Genomic DNA, 17,906 nt, shown 5'->3' on the forward strand with positions numbered 1-17,906 from the left:
ATTGTTGACTGCAAATCGCAGCGATATTGGACGAGTTCGGCAGGTTAATGAAGATTATTCATGGGTGAGCCAATTCAATAACGGAGTTACGCTTGCCATTGTGGCCGACGGCATGGGAGGACACAAAGCGGGCGACGTTGCCAGTCAGAAGGCGGTTGACGCCTTCCGCAGCACGGTCGAGCATGGCGCAGCCAAACCCGATCTATCGCTGCAGGAGGGCAAGATGCTTATTCGACAGGCGATTTCGTCTGCGAACGAGGCTGTCTATGACTTGGCCTCCCGCAACGAGCAATATTCCAATATGGGCACGACGATCGTAGCGGCGCTTGTGAAGAGCGACAATGCGATCATCGGCTATGTCGGCGACAGCCGGGCCTATAAGATTGCCGAAGGTGACATCACGCAATTGACGGTCGATCATACGCTTGTCAATGAGTTGGTCAAGTCGGGACAGCTAAGCGCCGAGGAAGCGGCTCATCATCCGCGCCGCAACGTGCTGACGCGCGCAGTGGGAACGGATTCCCATGTAGATATTGATATTCAAACGGTTGATTTGTTGCAAGGAGACGTATTGCTGCTATGCAGCGACGGTCTCACGAATATGGTTACCGATCAGCAAATGCTGGAGACAGTAATGAATGAGCATTTAGAGCTGGACGCGAAGGCGGAGCATCTCATTTCGCTGGCGCTGCATGCAGGTGGAGACGACAATATTACGATTGTTCTTCTACAGGATGCGGCTGGCGCGAATCGAGAGGAGCGAGTTGGATGATCGGACATGATCTAGGCGGACGGTATGAGATACTGACTAGAATCGGCGGCGGCGGCATGGCGCTCGTATATAAGGCGCATGACGTGCTTCTGAACCGCAAGGTGGCCGTTAAAGTGCTGCGGCAGCAGTTCGTGCACGACGAAGAGTTTATCCGCCGTTTTCGCCGCGAAGCGCAATCGGCTGCGGCGCTATCTCATCCAAACGTCGTAAGCATCTATGATGTTGGGCAAGAGGACGATACGCATTACATCGTCATGGAATACGTGGAAGGCAATAATCTGAACGAAGTCATTCAAGAGCGAGCGCCGCTGCAAGCTGATGAAGCGGTGCGCATTGCCATGCAAATTTGCGATGCGCTTGATCACGCTCACCAGAACCATATTATTCATCGCGATATTAAGCCTCATAACATATTGATCGGCAAGAACGGCCGCGTTAAGGTAACCGATTTCGGCATTGCCCGCGCAGTAACCTCGTCGACGATTACGCAGACGGGTTCGGTTATCGGCTCCGTCCACTATTTCTCTCCGGAGCATGCCAAGGGCATCAATACCGGCGAGAAATCGGATATCTATTCGCTGGGTATCGTTCTGTACCAGATGCTGACGGCAAGACTGCCGTTTCTTGGGGAAAGCCCGATTAGCGTAGCTCTTAAGCATCTTCAGGACAACTTCGAGGAGCCGCGCGTGGCTAACCCGCATATTCCGCAAAGCGTGGAGAATATCATCCTCAAAGCTATGCGCAAAAACCAAAGCGAGCGCTATAGCTCGGCTCGCGAAATGCTGCTTGATCTGGATACATGCTTGCGTCCGGATCGGCTTAAAGAGAAGAAAATTACGTTTAACAGCGACAGCGATATGGAAGAAACGAGAGTCATGCCCGCGATTCGCGACATGCAGGTGTCGAAGCCGATCGGGGGCAGCGAGCGGTCGGAGCAATCCGCCGCGGCAGCAAATGCGAATACGGATACGCAATGGAACGAGAAGGGCTTATCGGCCAAAGAGAAGGGCTGGAAGAAGCCGGTTACGATTGTTGGCGTTACGCTCGTCGTGCTGGCGCTCATTATCTGGGGCTTCATAGCACTGCTCGGCCGACTTGATGTTCCAGAGGTACAAGTGCCTTATGTCGTAGACAAAACATTTGAGGTCGCCAAGGCGGAGATCGAAGCGGCTGGCCTGAAAGTGCAGGATCCGGTTACTCGGGAGTTCAAGAAGGATATTCCGAAGGATCAGGTATTCCAGCAGTCGAAGGCGAATATGAAAGTCAAGGAAGGCTCGCTTATCGAGCTGTGGGTTAGTGACGGACCTGAGATGGAGAAACTGGATAATTACGTTGACCAGCTGCTTCAGGATGCCAAGGACGCGCTTGCTGCGCTTGGTGTCGAGGAGGGGCAGATTAAGACCGATCCTGTGTTCAGCGAAGAACCCGAGGGTACGATTCTGAAGCAAACACCGGAAGCCGGCACGGACTTCGATCCGGAGCAAGTGGAGATTACGTTCATGGTCAGCAAAGGCAAGGAAGAGGTTTCGATGCCGAATCTGATCGATCGATCGCTAGATGAAGCGAAGGATCTGTTGAAAGCGAGCGAGCTCGTTCTGAACAATGATGACATCCTCTATGAGCCGAGCTATCTGCATCAGAAAGGCTACGTTATTAAGCAAGAGCCATATCAACCGAATCAGAAGGTCGCCAAGGGTGCGGAAATTTCGATTACCGTAAGTTCGGGACCGCCGGCTGATGCGAAGGAGCATAAGTTCAATTTCATTATCTCGCCTGCTGAAGCGGGCAAGACAAGCCAAATACGAATCATGTACTCCGATGCGCGCGGCGAAGATTTGGAATGGGACAAACCGCGGCAAATTGACAGCACGCGGACATTCGCGGTAACGGTTGTCGTCGCGCCGGATACCGAAGCGAGAGTAACGATCATCCGCGATAATCAATTCGTCGAAACGATGACGATTACGTATGATGAAGTTGCGGGAGGGTCAACCTCATCGAACGTGACGATTCCGGGCAACGAGGCGCCTCCATCCGAGGAGCCGACCCAAGCGGAGGTAGGCGAAGGCAATGAGCAGCCAAAGCAAGAAGAACAACAACAGCAAGAGCAGCAAGACCAACAATAACAATAGTAATGGCACAGATAAGCTGAGAGGCACGATCGTCAAAGCGCTTAGCGGATACTATTATGTTCGCGCGGAGGGAGTCTCCACCGATACAGCGCCGGTCCAATGCCGTGCGCGCGGCGTATTCAAGAAGCGGGGGATTTCCCCGCTTGTCGGAGACGAGGTGCTCTACAGCATGACGGATAACGGCGAAGGAACGGTTGAGGAAGTGATGCCTCGCAGCACGGAGCTCATTCGGCCCCCGGTAGCTAATATCGATCTTGCCATTCTCGTGTTCTCAGTGACGGAGCCAGCGCTTAACTTGCAGCTTCTGGATAAATTTCTAGTCCATATCGAGCATGCGGGCATCGAGCCCGTTCTATGCTTAAGCAAGCAAGATCTTGAAAATGACGGTATGGAGACGGAGGAGGCGCAACTAGCGGCCTCCTCCGTTAACCGTATTTACCGTTCTATCGGTTATGAGGTATTCGGTACAAGCTCGCGCAAGGGCGAAGGCATCGAAGCGCTGCATGAGCGCCTCAAAGGCCACTTAGCCGTCTTCGCAGGTCAATCAGGCGTTGGGAAGTCGTCGCTGCTGAACGCAATCGTACCTGGCCTTACGCTCGAGACGAATGAGATCAGCAACAGACTTGGCCGCGGCAAACATACGACGCGTCATGTTGAACTGATCGCGATTGGCGGAGGTTATGTGGCGGATACGCCGGGCTTCAGCCAGCTAGACTTTGCTGAGCTGGGTATTGAGGATTTAAGCTACTGTTTCGTAGAGATGCGTCATCTTGCATCCGACTGCAAGTTCCGCGGCTGCACGCATCTGCATGAGCCGGGCTGCGCGGTGCTTGCCGCGGTGGATAAAGGCGAGATCGAGCGGAGCAGATATGACAACTATGTATTGTTCATGAATGAATTGAACGACAAGAAACGGAGGTACTAACCTATTATGACTATTATTGCGCCTTCTATATTGTCGGCCAACTTCGCCAAGCTTGGCGACGAGATTAAGGATGCGGAGAGAGCAGGGGCTGATTGGATTCACGTGGACGTCATGGACGGACATTTTGTTCCGAACCTAACCTTCGGCCCGCCGGTTATTGCCGCGGTTCGCAGCGCAACGAAGCTGCCTTTCGACGTTCATCTCATGATTGAGCGTCCTGAGCTGTCGCTATCCGATTATATTGCCGCAGGTGCGGATCGAATTACCGTACATGCGGAAGCGTGCGTTCATCTTCACCGTACGGTTCACTTTATTAAAGAAAAAGGATTGCCGGTTGGCGTTGCTCTTAATCCCGCTACGCCGGTGTCCATATTGGAGCCGATTCTACAGGATCTCGATCTGGTGTTGATTATGACAGTGAATCCGGGCTTCGGCGGTCAATCGTTCATTCCGTATTCGCTCGTCAAGCTGCGCCAGCTGCGAGCGGCTCTGAATGAGCGCGGGTTGGACGGGGTGCATGTGCAAGTGGACGGGGGCGTTAATCGCGAGACGGCTCCGCTTATCCGTGAAGCGGGCGCTAACGTGCTTGTGGCGGGTAACGCGGTGTTCGCCGAGAACGATCGCGCCGCGGCGATTGCGGCTCTTAGATAGGGGATATAAGATGAACGATAGATTCAAGTCGATTGTATGGATGATTCTTTATTCGTTCGCGGCTGGGGCACTGCTGGCTGCGTTCAGTTTTACACCCGGTTTTGTGAAATACTTGTTCTCGCTCTTGGCCTTATATATAGGCATCCGCTTCTTCCGCAAGTACGATAGCATCGGCCTGCGAATCGCTTTCTTCGTTGTTGCGATCCTTTTTTATCTCGTGGTCGCGATCATCGTCTCAATCGTCACGTATATGCGCGATAATCCGGATTTGATAAACAACGTATAACAGCCCTTTCAGAGCATGCTCACGATGGAATAGGACAGACCAGGGACGCATAGGATGGTTACATAAGCGTATGTTCTGGTCACGGTACAATTCGATGAGCGTGTCTGAGGAGGGATGAGGCATGAAATTTTACACGATCAAACTGCCGAAATTTTTGGGCGGTTTCGTAAAGGCGATATTGAATACCTTCCAAAAAAGCTAATAGTGTTCCTGGCTGCCGCCTTACGACCGCGATCGCGTAAAGGGATAACAAAAAGCACCTGAGGTCTCAGGTGCTTTTATCTATGGCCAAAGCCATGATTATACGCGTGTAACTTTGCCGGATTTCAGTGCGCGAGCACTGACATAAACACGTTTCGGTTTACCATCAACAAGGATGCGAACCTTTTGAACGTTTACGCCCCAAGTACGACGCGTTTTGTTGTTGGCGTGGGATACGTTGTTCCCTTTGCCCGGTGCTTTACCTGTAAGAAAACATTTGCGGGACATGACTACACCTCCTTCAAGATTTGCGTATGCAAAAACTTAAGTTCGTTAGCGGATATTCATTAGAACGCATTTGAACACACTTGAACATCGTATCATAAACTAAGTTTCTGTTCAACCCAATTCTAAAGGATCCAGCGTGTAAAATATAATGAATAATTAAGCATTTTGCTTGATTATGACCGTATTTGACGTGTACACTTCTATAAAGGCGCTGTTTATAGTACAATGATACATAGTCCATAATACTTACAGTAAGGGAGTGTAGTTCTATGCCTCTGCAGCTTAGCACCGAGCTTGGTTCCATTCACGTTACAGATCACTGCATTGCCGTTATTGCTGGCTCCGCAGCTTTGGATTGTTATGGACTTGTCGGAATGGCTTCGAGAAAGCAACTGAAGGACGGTATCGCCGAGCTATTGGGAAGAGACAATTATACGCGCGGGGTAGAAGTGCGGCGGGAGCAAGAGAAGCTGCATATCGATCTTCATATTGTCGTGAGCTACGGCACGAAGATTTCCGAGGTTGCCCATAATATTCAATCAAAAGTGAAATATGTACTTAACAATGTATTCGATCTACAAGTGGAACAAGTCCATATATTTGTTCAAGACGTGAGGGTATCCAGGTAGCGGAAGGGGAATTTTCTTTGAGTAAGCGCTTTATTAACGGATCTGATTTTGCCGCAATGGCACTGCTAGGTGCAGAATATTTACAGCGTAACGCCGAACATGTTAATGCTTTGAATGTGTTTCCTGTGCCGGATGGCGATACGGGAACTAACATGAATTTAACGATGACCTCCGGTATTCGCGAGCTGCGCAGTAAACCGTCCGCAGGGGTGGGCAAAGCGGCAGAAGCTCTTTCGAAAGGGCTGCTCATGGGCGCGCGCGGCAATTCCGGCGTTATTCTATCGCAGCTGTTCCGCGGCTTCTCGAAGTCGCTGAGCGGGGTGGAAGAAGCGGGAGTGCTCCAGCTTGCGAACGCGCTTCAGCACGGTGTAGACATGGCCTATAAGGCGGTTGTTAAGCCGGTCGAAGGAACAATACTTACGGTTGCCAGAGAAGCAGCCAAACATGCGGTTCAGTACGCGCGCAGAACGAATGATGTTGCTGATCTGATGCGTGAAGTGCACGCGAAGGCGCATGAAGCGCTGCAGCGCACGCCTGATCTGCTGCCTGTCCTGAAGCAGGTCGGCGTAGTCGATTCCGGCGGGCAAGGGCTCGTATTTATTTATGAAGGATTCGTGCATAGCTTGAACGCCGGTACCGGAATCGTAGAGCAAGAAGGCTACACATTGCCTTCTGAAGCCGCGCCTCCAGAGGAAGTGGCCGTTCCCGGCTCAGCGCCAAGCATTCGCAAGCAGGAGCCAAGCTCTGCGCAAGCGAGACTGTCGACGGATGCCATTGAGTTTTTATACGACATGGAATTTTTTATCAATCGCAAGCTGATCGGCAATAAAGCGGCGTTTTTTGATGAATCCGCTTACAAACGTGCGCTCGAGAAGGACGGAGACTCCATCCTCGTCATTACGGACGACGACATTATTAAAGTGCATGTCCATTCGCGCAAGCCTGGCGATGTGCTTAACTTATCTCTGCCTTACGGCGAGTTGACCGATATTCATATTTTAAACATGAGAGAGCAGCACCGCGAGCTGTTGGAGCAGGAGCATGAAACATCCAATTATGCGACTGCAAGCTTAGCTGCAGCGGAATTGCTGGCGGGGCAAGTGCCGGGTGCGGCGGTAGCGCCTGGACAAGTATACGAACGCGCTCCTTACGGCATCATCGCAGTAGCGCTTGGCGACGGTATTGCCGACATATTCCTCGAAAATGATGTGGATACCGTATTGTCCGGCGGACAAACGATGAATCCGAGCACGGAAGATTTCGTGAAGGCAATCGAGGCGCTCTCTGCCGAGCATATTTATTTGCTGCCGAATAACGGCAATATCATTCTTGCTGCCGAACAAGCTGCCGAGCTTAGCGAACGCAGTGTAACGGTTATTGCTACACGTACGATTCCTCAGGGGCTGGCGGCTGTGCTCGCCTTCAAAGAGGATGAATCGATGGAGCGCAATACGGACTGGATGCGGAATGCGGCTGAACAGGTCGTTTCCGGCCAAGTAACGAAGGCCGTTCGGGATACGACGATCGAAGGGGTCTCGATTCGCGAAGGCGAATATATCGGCATTAAGGAAAAGACGATTGTTGTTTCTGATCCGGCTGTACTGGGCGCGTGCCAGTCGCTGCTAGCCAGCATGCTGGCGGACGGCGGCGATCTCGTAACCGTGCTAACAGGCGAGGATGCCGACCCGAGCGTAACCGCGGCGTTGTGCGAATGGATTGCCGAGCAGTACCCAGAGCTTGAGACCGAGGTCCAAGAAGGCGGTCAGCCTCTTTACCCTTATTTGTTCGCCGTTGAATAATTGGCAATCGTTATTATGTCCGGGAGGGGATTCCTATGGGGAAGGTTCGAATTGTAACGGATAGTACCGCTGATATTCCGCTCGAGGTAAGAGAGAAGCTGGGTATTTCGATGGTGCCGCTCAAGGTTCTGTTCGGGGAAGAAACGTATTTGGACGGCGTGACGATCCAGAATGAGGAGTTCTACGCGAAGCTGACCTCGTCGTCCGTTCTGCCGACGACCTCGCAGCCGTCGCCGAACGAGTTCTCCGAGATGTACGAGAAACTGCTCGCCGAGGATCCGGAAGGGCCGATTATTTCGTTGCACTTATCGGCAGCGCTGAGCGGAACGTATCAATCGGCGGTTATTGCGCAGTCGATGCTGGAGGACGCCGGCGATATTACGATCATTGATTCCAAGTCGGCTTCGTACGGCTTCGGCATGCGTGCCATTCGGGCGGCCGAGATGGCGCTGGCCGGTGAATCGAAGGATGCCATCCTGGCCGAGCTGCAGCGTCTCGAAGGCGAGATGCAAATTTATTTTTTGGTGGATTCGCTTGAATATTTGCAGAAGGGCGGAAGGATCGGCAAAGCTTCGGCACTTATAGGTTCGATTCTTAATATTAAGCCGATTCTGTCGCTGGACCCAGACGGAACGGTCTATCCGGTCGATAAGGTGCGCGGAACGAAAAAAGCGATGGCGCGCGTGCTTGAGATGTTGAAGCAGCGCTTCGATGCGCAGGAGCCCGTGTCGATGACGATCGCTTGGTCTTCAGGTCAAGACACGGCTATGGAGCTGTGTGAATACTTGAAGGGCCATTTCAATATTCGGCATATAGGCTTCACGACAATCGGAGCGGTTATCGGAACGCATACGGGACCGGGGCTATCGGCCGTATTTATGTACAAGGTGTGAGTGAATGATGATTAGTTTAGATCAAGTTTCCGTTAAACAAATTAAAGGCGTGAGCGCTCCTAAGGAACAGGAGCTTCACGCCTTTGGCATTCAAACCGTCGCCGATCTGCTCGACTATTTTCCATACCGGTACGAGGACTATCGCATTCGCAATTTGGCGGATGCCAAGGATGGCGAGAAAGTGACAGTGCTTGGCCATATCCGAGGTAATCCGCTGCTTCAACGATACGGTAAAGGGAAGTCGCGGCTGACGTGCAAGATCGAGGTTGACGGATGGCTTGTGACGGCCGTCTGGTTCAATCGGCATTACTTGCAGGAGCAGCTTACGCTGGGGCGTGAAGTGATGCTGACGGGCAAGTGGGAGCAGCATCGGCTGCAGATGACGGTATCCGATTCGGAGTTTCAGGATGGCGGCAGCACGGCTACAGGAGGCAAGGCGGCTAAGAGCGGTACGCTTCAACCCGTCTATTCTGTAGGCGGCAGCATTACGCAGCCGTGGATGCGCAAGACGATTCGCCAAGCGCTGACGCAATACGAGACGATGATTGAGGAAGTGCTGCCGCATGAGCTGGTGCAGCGACATCAGCTTATGGCGAGGCGCGACGCTGTACGCCATATTCATCTGCCGGAGGACGCGAAGGAAGGACAAGCTGCGAGGCGGCGGCTTGTGTACGAGGAGCTGTTCCTGTTCCAGCTCAAGCTGCAAGCTTATCGCGCGCTGAATCGCAAGCGCGGCGACGGCTTGGCGATGCGTGTGGAGAGCGAATGGATACGGCAGTTCGCGGCAACGCTGCCATTCGAGCTCACCGATGCGCAGAAGAAGGTCGTCAACGAAATATTGATGGATATGCGCCGTCCATCGAGCATGAACCGGCTGCTGCAGGGCGATGTCGGCTCGGGCAAAACGGTCGTTGCTGCTATTGCGCTCTATGGGGCCGTCAAGACCGGCCATCAAGGCGCGCTCATGGTGCCGACGGAAATATTGGCCGATCAGCATATGCGCTCCCTGCAGAAGCTGTTCAGCGGGATGGGGATCGAGGTCGGCTTGCTGACGGGCAGCTTGACGGAGCGGAAGCGCCGCGACGTGCTTGCCGGCTTGCAGATGGGGATGATCGATATCGCGGTTGGCACACACGCGCTTATTCAAGACGACGTATTCTTCCGCAGTCTTGGTCTTGTCGTGACCGATGAGCAGCATCGGTTCGGCGTTAATCAGCGCAGCGTGCTGCGGCGCAAGGGCATGAATCCGGACGTGCTGACGATGACGGCTACGCCGATTCCGCGAACGCTTGCCATTACGGCGTTCGGGGATATGGACGTGTCAACGCTTCGCGATCGGCCTCATGGGCGCAAGCCGATCAAGACGTATTGGGTGAAGCACAGCATGATGGACCGCGTGCTGGAATTCATTCGCAAGGAAGTGGATCAAGGGCGCCAGGCGTACATTATTTGTCCGCTTATCGAGGAGTCGGAGAAGCTTGACGTGCAGAACGCGATCGATCTGCATATCCAAATGCAGCAAGCGTTCCCGCAGTATAAGGTTGCGCTTCTTCACGGGCGGCTGACGGCAGCCGATAAGGATGCCGTCATGAGCGCCTTCGGTGCGAACGAGACGCAGGTGCTCGTCGCGACGACCGTCGTCGAGGTCGGCGTCGACGTGCCGAATTCGACGTTAATGGTCATTATGGATGCGGAGCGCTTCGGCCTGTCGCAGCTCCATCAGCTTCGCGGACGCGTTGGGCGCGGCGAGCATCAGTCGCATTGCATTCTCGTCGCCGATCCGAAGTCGGAGACCGGACGCGAGCGGATGAAGGTCATGACGGATACCGATGACGGCTTCGAAGTATCGCGGCGAGACCTGGAGCTTCGCGGACCGGGCGACTTCTTCGGGACGAAGCAGAGCGGGCTTCCCGAGTTCAGGCTGGCCGACATGGTGGCTGATTACGAGACGCTGGAAGAGGCGCGCGATGACGCGGGCGAGATCACGGGACAAGACGATTTTTGGACCAATACATCCTATGCAAGGTTGCGCGCGCTGCTGCAGAAGGATCAAATTTTTCAAGGGGAGCAATTGGACTAGGCAATAATTCCTTAATTCCGGCATATAGTTAACCGTTAACACTGCCGGTTGGAGGTGTCTAGACTGTGAGTTACCAAAAGTACGGCATTAAGCCGCAGTTGGTCGAGCGCGTCAAATATAAGTTGAAAAATCCGGTTACGAAGGATCGGATTCGAGAGCTGCTGGGCAATGTAACGAAATATGATTTGCAGGAACGTCCGAAGGTGCGCAGGCTGGTGAAAGCTGCTGCCGTTATTTTACAGGAGCCGCTCACCGATGTGCAGGAGGATCAAATCGTCGCCTTCGTTCTGGGACAAAAGATTGATCCGAACAATACGTTTCATTTGCTCAAGCTTTGGGGCATGTTTCGCTGACCTATCCGGTCGGCGATTTTTTTTGTTGTGGGGCAAGCTTGGCTTGCATTAAAAATGGACTAGATGATGCGTGAACGCCCTCGCTTAGAACAGCCGCAACTGCTCGTCCACCATCATTTGCTCAACTAATTCGGGGGAGTCGTTGCGCACGTTGCCTACAGCGGAAGAGACGGCGTAAGCGACCATGTCGCGCTCGTCATATGGGCGCAAGAGCGGCAGAATGGCTTCTACGTCCTGCGTCTTGCGATCAAGCCATAACGCTTCGTTCTCTGGCTTTAAAATGACCGGCATTCGATCGTGGATAGGAGCCATTAACGGATTGGGTTCTGTCGTAAGGATGGTACAGCTGTTTATTTTGGCGCCATCGGGAGAGATCCAAGTTTCGTACAGACCCGCCATGCTGAATATCCCGCGGTTCTTCAACGTAATCCGCATCGGCTGCTTGCCGCCGCCGCTTAGCTTCTTCCACTCGTAGAATCCGTCCGCGGGAATGAGGCAGCGCTTGCTGCGAAGCGGCTTCTTGAACGCAGCCTTCGCGGCTGCCGTCTCTGCTCGCGCGTTAATCATCATGAAGCCGACCTTCGGATCATCGGCCCATGGCGGAACGAGACCCCACTTCAGCTCGCCGAGCCGATTGGCGCTCCCATCGTTAATGACTGCGAGCACTTGCTGGCTTGGGGCTACGTTATATTTGGGACGATGGAACGGAATGCCCGTCTCGTCTACCATATACCGCACCATTAGCTCTTCTATCGTTATTGTGAGCGTATATCTTCCGCACATCGCTTCCAACCTCCGTCTGTTGCTGCTCGCTTAAGGCATAGCGTGAATTTGGCTCTATTATACTATGACTTTCCCTGTATGCCCAACTTGCACGCCCGCTTCCGTATGGCAGCCTGCGACTTGGAGGATACTGGTCTTATAAGGTGATGATCGGGAGGGGCGTGTATGGACAAACAGGGAAGTTTCCGAGGGCAAAGGCAGCAGCGGGGAAGCGGCGATTCGTTGCTTAGTCGGCTGTTTGCGCTTCCGCGCGCTGCTGTCGCTTATGCTATCGGGAAGTGGAAAGCAATGAGCGTATCGGAGCAGATGATCGCCGAAGCTTCTCCGCTCCTGCTGTCGCCGGCTTCGATATCCCGGCTGACGACTGCGTGGAGAAGACTGGAGGAGGAGTCAGAGACGTCGCCCCTTCATGCTTCCGAGTCGTGGACGGATGAGGAACTGGCGCTCATCTCACAGATTCGCACGGAGACGGACAAGTGCAATCGGAATAACGTAACGCGTACCGAGGCGTACCGGACCGTTTATTTTCGCACGCCAGTGCTTCATTGGGCGCTCCTTGCGCATCTCGTCTCGCGCAACGGCGGCTGGAATATGACGGATCTGCAAGGGGAGTGGCTGCCTTATTTGCTTCGGGACGATCAGCGGGAGGAGCTGTTCTCTTTCCTGGAACGCGCGAATGCGCTTATTTTCCAAGATGCCTATCCGCAGTTGCTGCTCTACGAGCGCAGCCTGAGGGAAGGCCGAAGCCTGTTCCATTTGTTGCCGGCGTTCGACGTTTCGGTGTTCATGGCGCCTGTATGGCGGCAGTTCTGGAAGGAACGGGATCCGGTTCCCTTGACGGTGGCGCTTATCGTTAACGAGCAGCATTACATCGAACAGCGCGTTATACAGAACGAGCATTTCAAAGAAAAGGTGCTGCAAACGCTGTTCTTCGGTCTGCAGTCCGTGCTGCAATTGAACGGCGTCGTCTTTCCTTACGGCAGCGGCGGCAAATCAGCTGCCGACGGGGACTGCAGCACGGAGGCAGGCACGCAGCTGGCGGGTATCATTATCGAGCGATTCGAGAATGTAGAGGAGCGGATTGAATTCGGCAAGCAGCTCTATGCGATGCTGTTCGGCATCGCTCCTGTTCTCCACGGCGCCCGCTGCTTCGCTGCCGCCGTGAAGCATACAGGCTCGCGGGCCGACTTCGCGCCCCAGCTCTACGCCCGCATCCGGCAGCTGCCGCCGCAGCGCGTCTATAAGGAGCGGCTTATCGGCGGCGCGTTGAAGCCGGGCGCGAAGCCGCTGTACAGCCCGGAATTGCCGTCAGCTTGGGGGGATCGCCCCGTCGCTCCTGCCGAGAAGGGAGATTGGTTTCATTCGGCAGATCAAGTGCTGCCTTATTTCCGCAAGCTGCCGCTGCCGCCCGTGTTCGAGCTGACGAACGAATACGGACTCATCCTGAATAAGCTTGAGCTTGCCGTGCTTGCGGCGCAGCGGCAAAAGCTTTAGTCGCTGCTCGTGACGCCTTCGATATCCTGGACCGGGAACCACTCGCCGTCGATCATGAACCGGCCCTTCAATGAATCGACTCGGTCAACGATGCCGATAATCGTGAGCTCCTCCAGCGGGTGGAACATCCGCAGCGTGATCGGCAGCCGCAGCTGCAGCGATTCGGCGACGGCGCGGGAGACGGCTTCCCATTCCTGCTCGTCGAGCGAGGCGCGCACGCGCCGCTTCAACGCTTCGTTGTTCCGGACAATCTCGGCTTTGTGCTCAGGCAGCATTATGCGGCTCGATTCCCATAGTCCGTTTCCCTCAAGCTTCTTTCTCATTTGTAATGGCCTCCAATTTTGGCGGAGCGGTCTTGCGCTTGGCCGCTCGCTGTGATCGATACGGCGCGCATAATGCTGGCGTCTCCGTACTTTAGCTTGATGGCGTCGGTCGTCTTCTCGAGCGCGATGGACTTCTCCCGGTGCAGATCGAATAAGGAGAGCTGGTATTCGTCATCCGCCGAAAATTGCGAGAGGCTGACGCCGACCTTCCGGACAGGCAGGCCGTCCCAATGCTTCTGCAGCAGCGTCACGGCGGATCGATATACTTGGTTCGTAATATTGGTCGGGTCCTCCATTTTCATCTGCCGGTTGAAGCCGCTCGGACGGTCGTAGTCGGCGCCCATGCATCCGACGGAAACGACATGTCCCATGTAGCCCTTGCTGCGGCAGCGCTGGCATACAAGCTCGACGAGCTCCAGCAGCACGACCTTAATCTCCGCCAGGCTGCCGTAATCGCGAGGCAGCGTCATCATATGGCCGACGGTCGTAGGCGCGACCTGATGCGTGCCGGGCGTTACGGGGCTGTCGTCGATGCCGCTGGCAATGCGCCAATACAGCTCGGCGTTAATGTCCGAGTTTTTGCCGAATTTGCGGCGCATCATCGCTTTCAGCTTATCCAGCGGCGTTCGCGCGATATGGCCGATGGTCGGCATACCCATCGCATTGAAGTGGGCGTTCATCCGGTTGCCGACCATGAACATCTTGCCTACCGGCAATGTCCACAGCGTCTCTTCCAGCAAATCCTTGGTTAGCGTGTAGATGCCGGATTCGTTCTTCTTGGCATAATTGTCGCAGGCGGTCTTCGCCAAAATTTTGTTCTCGGCGATGCCGAAGCGGGTGTAGATGCCGGTCTCGGCCAGTACGCGCGCCTGTATGAGCTCGGCGAGCTTCTCCGGCGGGCCGTACAGCTGCAGCGATCCCGTCACGTCGAGAAACTGCTCATCGATTGAGTACGGCTCGACCAAATCGGTGAAGCTTTCGTAAATTTGCGTAATTCTCATCGACGTATCAATGTAAAGCTTCATGCGGGGCTTTACGATGACGAGATTCGGGCATTTGGCGAGCGAGTCGCCTAGCCGCTCGGCGGTTGTGACGCCGAATTGTTTCGCCAGGGGGCAGGCGGCGAGAATAATGCCGGATCGGCGCTCGGGATCGCCGGCGACGACGAGCGGGAGATCCTTATATTCGGGATGCTCCGCCTTCTCGACGGAGGCGTAGAACGACTGGCAGTCCGCCAGCATGACAACTCTTTGACGGGACATCGTGTTCCTCCTATACTATGCAGAACGTTTGTTCAAATATAAGAAAGCATAAAATGGGATGCTTATACTGTGCACGGCGTTAGCCGTTTCACCTTGCCTTATTATATACAGAACATACGTTCTTATGCTATAGGCTCTGCTATGGTTATTATTTACAATTATGAGGAGACGGGATGATCTTACATATATTCAACCAGTTTGCGCCAAAATAGAGGCAACATGGAAACGGAAAGGTGTCCGAATGCCGCTATGAAAAAAAATGCCCAGAAGGCGCGAACGCCGCTTAGTCCGTCGCTTCAGGCTAATGCAGATGCGATCCGAAGCCGCTTCGGCGGCAGCTTCGATCTGGTCGTTCGTTTGTTCCGCAGCGATGCGACCCCCAGCCGGGAGCTTGCGCTTATCTATATCGACGGCATCGTCGACGCGGAGACCGTGAACGTCAGCATTATGGAGCCGTTAATGTCGATGCAGCTTCCGCAGCATGCGCATACGAAGGGAACTAAGCTGCTGGAGGCTTTGCGCAATTGCATTGTATCCGTTGGCTCCGTAGGAGAAATGTTCACGCTGGAGGAGGCGCTGCAGGCGGTGTCTGACGGCTTATGCTTGATCGTAGCTGAAGGCTGCACGTCGGTGCTGACGGCCAGCGTTACAGGCGGCGAGCAGCGGTCCGTAACGATTCCGCAGACGCAGACGGTCATACGCGGTCCGCAGTATGCCTTTGTGGAAAATATCCGGACCAATATCAGCCTTGTTAGGCGCATTATCCGCTCAAGCGATCTTCATGTGCAGATGCACAAGATCGGCCGCCAAACGCATACCGACGTCGCCGTGCTTTATTTGAACGGGGTCGTCGACGAAGGCGTGCTTAAGGAAGTGTATCGCAGGCTTGGCGATATCGATATTGACGGCGTGCTGGAGAGCGGCTATATCGAAGAATTTATTCAAGACGAGACCTTCACGCTATTCCCGACCATTCTGAACACCGAACGTCCCGATACGGTAGCCTCCATCCTGCTGGAGGGACGGGTGGCGATTATGGTGGATGGCACGCCGATCGCTCTGATGGCGCCGATTACGTTCTTCAGCTTCTTCCAATCGCCGGAAGATTATTATCAGCGGTTCGATATAGCAACGCTTGTGCGGGTGATCCGATATGTGGCGTTCATTGTATCGATCTTGCTGCCGGCCTTATATATTGCCGTTACGACCTTTCATCAGGAAATGCTGCCGACGACGCTTCTTATTAGCATAGCGGCTCAGAGAGAGGGCGTCCCTTTTCCGGGGCTCGTAGAGGCGCTGCTGATGGAGATGACGTTCGAGGTGCTGCGCGAAGCGGGGCTGCGGATGCCGCGGGCCATCGGGCCTGCCATATCGATTGTAGGCGCCCTCGTGCTGGGGCAATCGGCCGTACAGGCCGGCATTGTGTCGGCGGTGATGGTAATCGTCGTGTCGTTCACGGCGATCTCGAACTTCGTCATGCCGGAGTTCAATATGGGCGCGGCATCGCGCATTATCCGGTTTATCTTCATGGTGATGGCGGGCATGTTCGGCTTCTTCGGCATCTTCATCTCGGTGCTGATTATGCTCGTTCATCTCGTATCGCTGCGTTCGTTCGGCGTGCCCTACATGTCGCCGATGGCACCGGGATCGGCAAGCCAGACGGCATTCCGCGACATGTTCATCCGCCTGCCGTGGTGGGCCATGGTATTCCGCCCATTCGATCTTAAGCTGCGCAATCCGCGGCGGCTGCCTAATCGCCGGAAGCCGCCGGCACAGAGGCATTCAGACAATCCATAACGGAAGGAGGGAGGCGCGTGATCGGAAGGAGGCTGCTATCCGGACTGCTGGCGCTGCTCATTTGCTTGCCGCTGGCGGGCTGCTGGGGCAAGGTTGAGCTAAGCGATATCGCGATCGTATCGGCAACGGGCATCGATTGGAAGGATGGGCAGTGGCAGTTGTCCTATCAGGTCGTCATTCCGCAAGCGATTTCCGGCCAAAGCGCTACGGCGGGCACGAACGCGGCGGTTAACGTGTTCTCCACCAAAGGGGACAACTTTCGGATTGCGATCAGCAAGGCGAGCCTGGAGACGCCGAGGCGGCTTTTTTTCGCTCACAACCAGGTCGTTATTATTGGACAGGATGCAGCGCGCAAAGGCATATCCGCTCTTGCGGAAGCCTATCTCCGAAATCCCGATTCGCGCGAGACGGTCAGCGTATTTCTGACGAAGGGCAACGCGCGCCGCGTGCTGGAGCAGCTCATTCCATTGGAGAAAATACCCGGAGCCGCCATTCAGCAGATGATCTTCAATGAGCAGTTGAACGGCTCGACCTTCCAGGAAACGACGATGCATAAGGTGCTTAAGGATTTGCTTGGCGGGGCACAGGTCGTTGGCATACCGAGTCTGGTGATCTCCGGAACGGGAGAAAGTCTAGACCAGGTAGACAAGCTTAGCCGAACGAATACGTCCTCCAAGGTGAGGCTGATGGATCTGGGCATCGTCTCCGGCGATAAGCTCGTAGGCTGGATTACGAAGGAAGAAAGCTCAGGTCTGATGTGGATCAAAAATCAGGTCAAGAAGACGACGGTAGCGTTCGGCTGTCCGGATGACGGAAAGGAGGGCAAAGCCTCCTCCATTCGCATTACGAAGGCGAGAACGATGCTTCGCCCGCAACGTTCCGGCAGCAAGTGGACGATGCATATTGAGACAAAAGCGGAAGGCACGCTGCTCGAGTACAATTGCGGCGGCGACATGAATAAGCCGAAAGAAGTAGACGAGACCGCGCAAGTGATAGCCGAGACGATCAAAGCGACGATGGAAAACGGTTGGAAAGCTGTTGTGGGATATAAGGCGGACGTGGTCGGTTTCGGCAATATCATTCATCAGAGGCATCCGGACGCTTGGAAGCAGATGAAGGGGGATTGGCCTGACTTATTTGCGGAGATGGAAGTGAAGATTGACGTAAAGGTGAAAGTGAATTCAGCGGGCATGAGCGGCGGCGGATTTAAGAAACTGCAGGAGAAGGCGCGTTCATAG

At 54.4% G+C, this 17,906-nt stretch carries 18 protein-coding genes; 14 read left to right on the forward strand and 4 right to left on the reverse strand.

Features of this window, described 5'->3' with window-relative positions:
* The first annotated feature begins 1 nt into the window (after position 1).
* The 6 genes from AC0YN0_RS06380 to spoVM all read left to right on the forward strand — a co-directional run bounded on the left by AC0YN0_RS06380 (position 2) and on the right by spoVM (position 4,968).
* Entirely contained in the window at positions 2–772 is a 771-nt protein-coding gene (locus AC0YN0_RS06380) for a Stp1/IreP family PP2C-type Ser/Thr phosphatase (RefSeq protein ID WP_442051596.1), read from the forward strand.
* Complete coding sequence (gene pknB / locus AC0YN0_RS06385) at positions 769–2,898, forward strand: Stk1 family PASTA domain-containing Ser/Thr kinase (protein WP_475820488.1); 2,130 nt, start codon at positions 769–771, stop codon at positions 2,896–2,898. Before AC0YN0_RS06380 ends, pknB begins: the two co-directional genes overlap by 4 nt.
* A complete protein-coding gene (gene rsgA / locus AC0YN0_RS06390; RefSeq protein WP_475820489.1) occupies positions 2,843–3,829 on the forward strand; it encodes a ribosome small subunit-dependent GTPase A in 987 nt (328 codons plus the stop codon). The genes pknB and rsgA overlap by 56 nt, the downstream gene beginning before the upstream one ends.
* Positions 3,830–3,835: 6 nt before the next feature.
* Entirely contained in the window at positions 3,836–4,480 is a 645-nt protein-coding gene (rpe, locus tag AC0YN0_RS06395) for a ribulose-phosphate 3-epimerase (RefSeq protein ID WP_475820490.1), read from the forward strand.
* A 10-nt stretch (positions 4,481–4,490) separates the two neighbouring features.
* Positions 4,491–4,766: a hypothetical protein gene (locus AC0YN0_RS06400; RefSeq protein WP_475820491.1), complete on the forward strand. Its 276-nt coding sequence runs from the start codon at positions 4,491–4,493 to the stop codon at positions 4,764–4,766.
* A gap of 121 nt (positions 4,767–4,887) precedes the next feature.
* Positions 4,888–4,968 carry a stage V sporulation protein SpoVM gene (gene spoVM, locus AC0YN0_RS06405; RefSeq protein ID WP_040711006.1) on the forward strand — a complete coding sequence of 27 codons (81 nt, stop codon included), beginning with the start codon at positions 4,888–4,890 and terminating at the stop codon, positions 4,966–4,968.
* A gap of 98 nt (positions 4,969–5,066) precedes the next feature.
* On the opposite strand, the gene rpmB is transcribed toward spoVM, so the two are convergent.
* Entirely contained in the window at positions 5,067–5,255 is a 189-nt protein-coding gene (rpmB, locus tag AC0YN0_RS06410) for a 50S ribosomal protein L28 (protein ID WP_337098770.1), read from the reverse strand.
* 269 nt (positions 5,256–5,524) lie between these two features.
* Here rpmB and AC0YN0_RS06415 point away from each other — a divergent pair, with 269 nt between their 5' ends.
* The 5 genes from AC0YN0_RS06415 to AC0YN0_RS06435 all read left to right on the forward strand — a co-directional run bounded on the left by AC0YN0_RS06415 (position 5,525) and on the right by AC0YN0_RS06435 (position 11,009).
* On the forward strand, positions 5,525–5,884 hold the full coding sequence (locus tag AC0YN0_RS06415; RefSeq protein ID WP_337098771.1) for an Asp23/Gls24 family envelope stress response protein: 360 nt from the start codon (positions 5,525–5,527) through the stop codon (positions 5,882–5,884).
* A 56-nt stretch (positions 5,885–5,940) separates the two neighbouring features.
* Entirely contained in the window at positions 5,941–7,683 is a 1,743-nt protein-coding gene (locus AC0YN0_RS06420) for a DAK2 domain-containing protein (protein ID WP_475820913.1), read from the forward strand.
* 35 nt (positions 7,684–7,718) lie between these two features.
* The gene (locus AC0YN0_RS06425) at positions 7,719–8,576 is read left to right on the forward strand and encodes a DegV family protein (protein WP_475820492.1); all 858 of its coding nucleotides are present in this window, start codon (positions 7,719–7,721) and stop codon (positions 8,574–8,576) included.
* Positions 8,577–8,580: 4 nt separating this feature from the next.
* Complete coding sequence (gene recG / locus AC0YN0_RS06430; RefSeq protein ID WP_475820493.1) at positions 8,581–10,656, forward strand: ATP-dependent DNA helicase RecG; 2,076 nt, start codon at positions 8,581–8,583, stop codon at positions 10,654–10,656.
* Between the two features lie 65 nt (positions 10,657–10,721).
* On the forward strand, positions 10,722–11,009 hold the full coding sequence (locus tag AC0YN0_RS06435) for a stage VI sporulation protein F (RefSeq protein WP_442051604.1): 288 nt from the start codon (positions 10,722–10,724) through the stop codon (positions 11,007–11,009).
* An 84-nt stretch (positions 11,010–11,093) separates the two neighbouring features.
* On the opposite strand, the gene AC0YN0_RS06440 is transcribed toward AC0YN0_RS06435, so the two are convergent.
* Complete coding sequence (locus AC0YN0_RS06440; protein ID WP_475820494.1) at positions 11,094–11,792, reverse strand: SOS response-associated peptidase; 699 nt, start codon at positions 11,790–11,792, stop codon at positions 11,094–11,096.
* 165 nt (positions 11,793–11,957) lie between these two features.
* Here AC0YN0_RS06440 and AC0YN0_RS06445 point away from each other — a divergent pair, with 165 nt between their 5' ends.
* Entirely contained in the window at positions 11,958–13,286 is a 1,329-nt protein-coding gene (locus AC0YN0_RS06445; protein WP_475820495.1) for a DUF2515 domain-containing protein, read from the forward strand.
* On the opposite strand, the gene AC0YN0_RS06450 is transcribed toward AC0YN0_RS06445, so the two are convergent.
* Together AC0YN0_RS06450 and AC0YN0_RS06455 are read right to left on the reverse strand one after the other, a co-directional pair.
* The gene (locus AC0YN0_RS06450) at positions 13,283–13,609 is read right to left on the reverse strand and encodes a YolD-like family protein (protein ID WP_475820496.1); all 327 of its coding nucleotides are present in this window, start codon (positions 13,607–13,609) and stop codon (positions 13,283–13,285) included. The genes AC0YN0_RS06445 and AC0YN0_RS06450 overlap by 4 nt on opposite strands.
* Positions 13,606–14,871 (reverse strand): DNA polymerase IV, encoded by a 1,266-nt coding sequence (locus tag AC0YN0_RS06455; protein WP_475820497.1) that lies wholly within the window; start codon positions 14,869–14,871, stop codon positions 13,606–13,608. Before AC0YN0_RS06455 ends, AC0YN0_RS06450 begins: the two co-directional genes overlap by 4 nt.
* Positions 14,872–15,120: 249 nt before the next feature.
* On the opposite strand from AC0YN0_RS06455, the gene AC0YN0_RS06460 reads away from it, so the two are divergent.
* A complete protein-coding gene (locus AC0YN0_RS06460) occupies positions 15,121–16,668 on the forward strand; it encodes a spore germination protein (RefSeq protein ID WP_475820498.1) in 1,548 nt (515 codons plus the stop codon).
* Between the two features lie 17 nt (positions 16,669–16,685).
* The gene (locus AC0YN0_RS06465; RefSeq protein WP_475820499.1) at positions 16,686–17,906 is read left to right on the forward strand and encodes a Ger(x)C family spore germination protein; all 1,221 of its coding nucleotides are present in this window, start codon (positions 16,686–16,688) and stop codon (positions 17,904–17,906) included.

The sequence above is a fragment of the Paenibacillus sp. J22P218 genome (assembly GCF_056269195.1).

What these genes read in the sequence shown, in the direction of transcription:
- AC0YN0_RS06400 (WP_475820491.1), top strand. Translation starts at nt 4,491, where the DNA reads ATGAACGATAGATTCAAGTCGATTGTATGGATGATTCTTTATTCGTTC.
- AC0YN0_RS06450 (WP_475820496.1), bottom strand. Translation starts at nt 13,609, where the DNA reads ATGAGAAAGAAGCTTGAGGGAAACGGACTATGGGAATCGAGCCGCATA.
- pknB (WP_475820488.1), top strand. Translation starts at nt 769, where the DNA reads ATGATCGGACATGATCTAGGCGGACGGTATGAGATACTGACTAGAATC.
- AC0YN0_RS06440 (WP_475820494.1), bottom strand. Translation starts at nt 11,792, where the DNA reads ATGTGCGGAAGATATACGCTCACAATAACGATAGAAGAGCTAATGGTG.
- rpmB (WP_337098770.1), bottom strand. Translation starts at nt 5,255, where the DNA reads ATGTCCCGCAAATGTTTTCTTACAGGTAAAGCACCGGGCAAAGGGAAC.
- AC0YN0_RS06445 (WP_475820495.1), top strand. Translation starts at nt 11,958, where the DNA reads ATGGACAAACAGGGAAGTTTCCGAGGGCAAAGGCAGCAGCGGGGAAGC.
- rpe (WP_475820490.1), top strand. Translation starts at nt 3,836, where the DNA reads ATGACTATTATTGCGCCTTCTATATTGTCGGCCAACTTCGCCAAGCTT.
- AC0YN0_RS06425 (WP_475820492.1), top strand. Translation starts at nt 7,719, where the DNA reads ATGGGGAAGGTTCGAATTGTAACGGATAGTACCGCTGATATTCCGCTC.
- AC0YN0_RS06460 (WP_475820498.1), top strand. Translation starts at nt 15,121, where the DNA reads ATGAAAAAAAATGCCCAGAAGGCGCGAACGCCGCTTAGTCCGTCGCTT.
- rsgA (WP_475820489.1), top strand. Translation starts at nt 2,843, where the DNA reads ATGAGCAGCCAAAGCAAGAAGAACAACAACAGCAAGAGCAGCAAGACC.
- AC0YN0_RS06455 (WP_475820497.1), bottom strand. Translation starts at nt 14,871, where the DNA reads ATGTCCCGTCAAAGAGTTGTCATGCTGGCGGACTGCCAGTCGTTCTAC.
- recG (WP_475820493.1), top strand. Translation starts at nt 8,581, where the DNA reads ATGATGATTAGTTTAGATCAAGTTTCCGTTAAACAAATTAAAGGCGTG.
- AC0YN0_RS06420 (WP_475820913.1), top strand. Translation starts at nt 5,941, where the DNA reads ATGGCACTGCTAGGTGCAGAATATTTACAGCGTAACGCCGAACATGTT.
- AC0YN0_RS06415 (WP_337098771.1), top strand. Translation starts at nt 5,525, where the DNA reads ATGCCTCTGCAGCTTAGCACCGAGCTTGGTTCCATTCACGTTACAGAT.
- spoVM (WP_040711006.1), top strand. Translation starts at nt 4,888, where the DNA reads ATGAAATTTTACACGATCAAACTGCCGAAATTTTTGGGCGGTTTCGTA.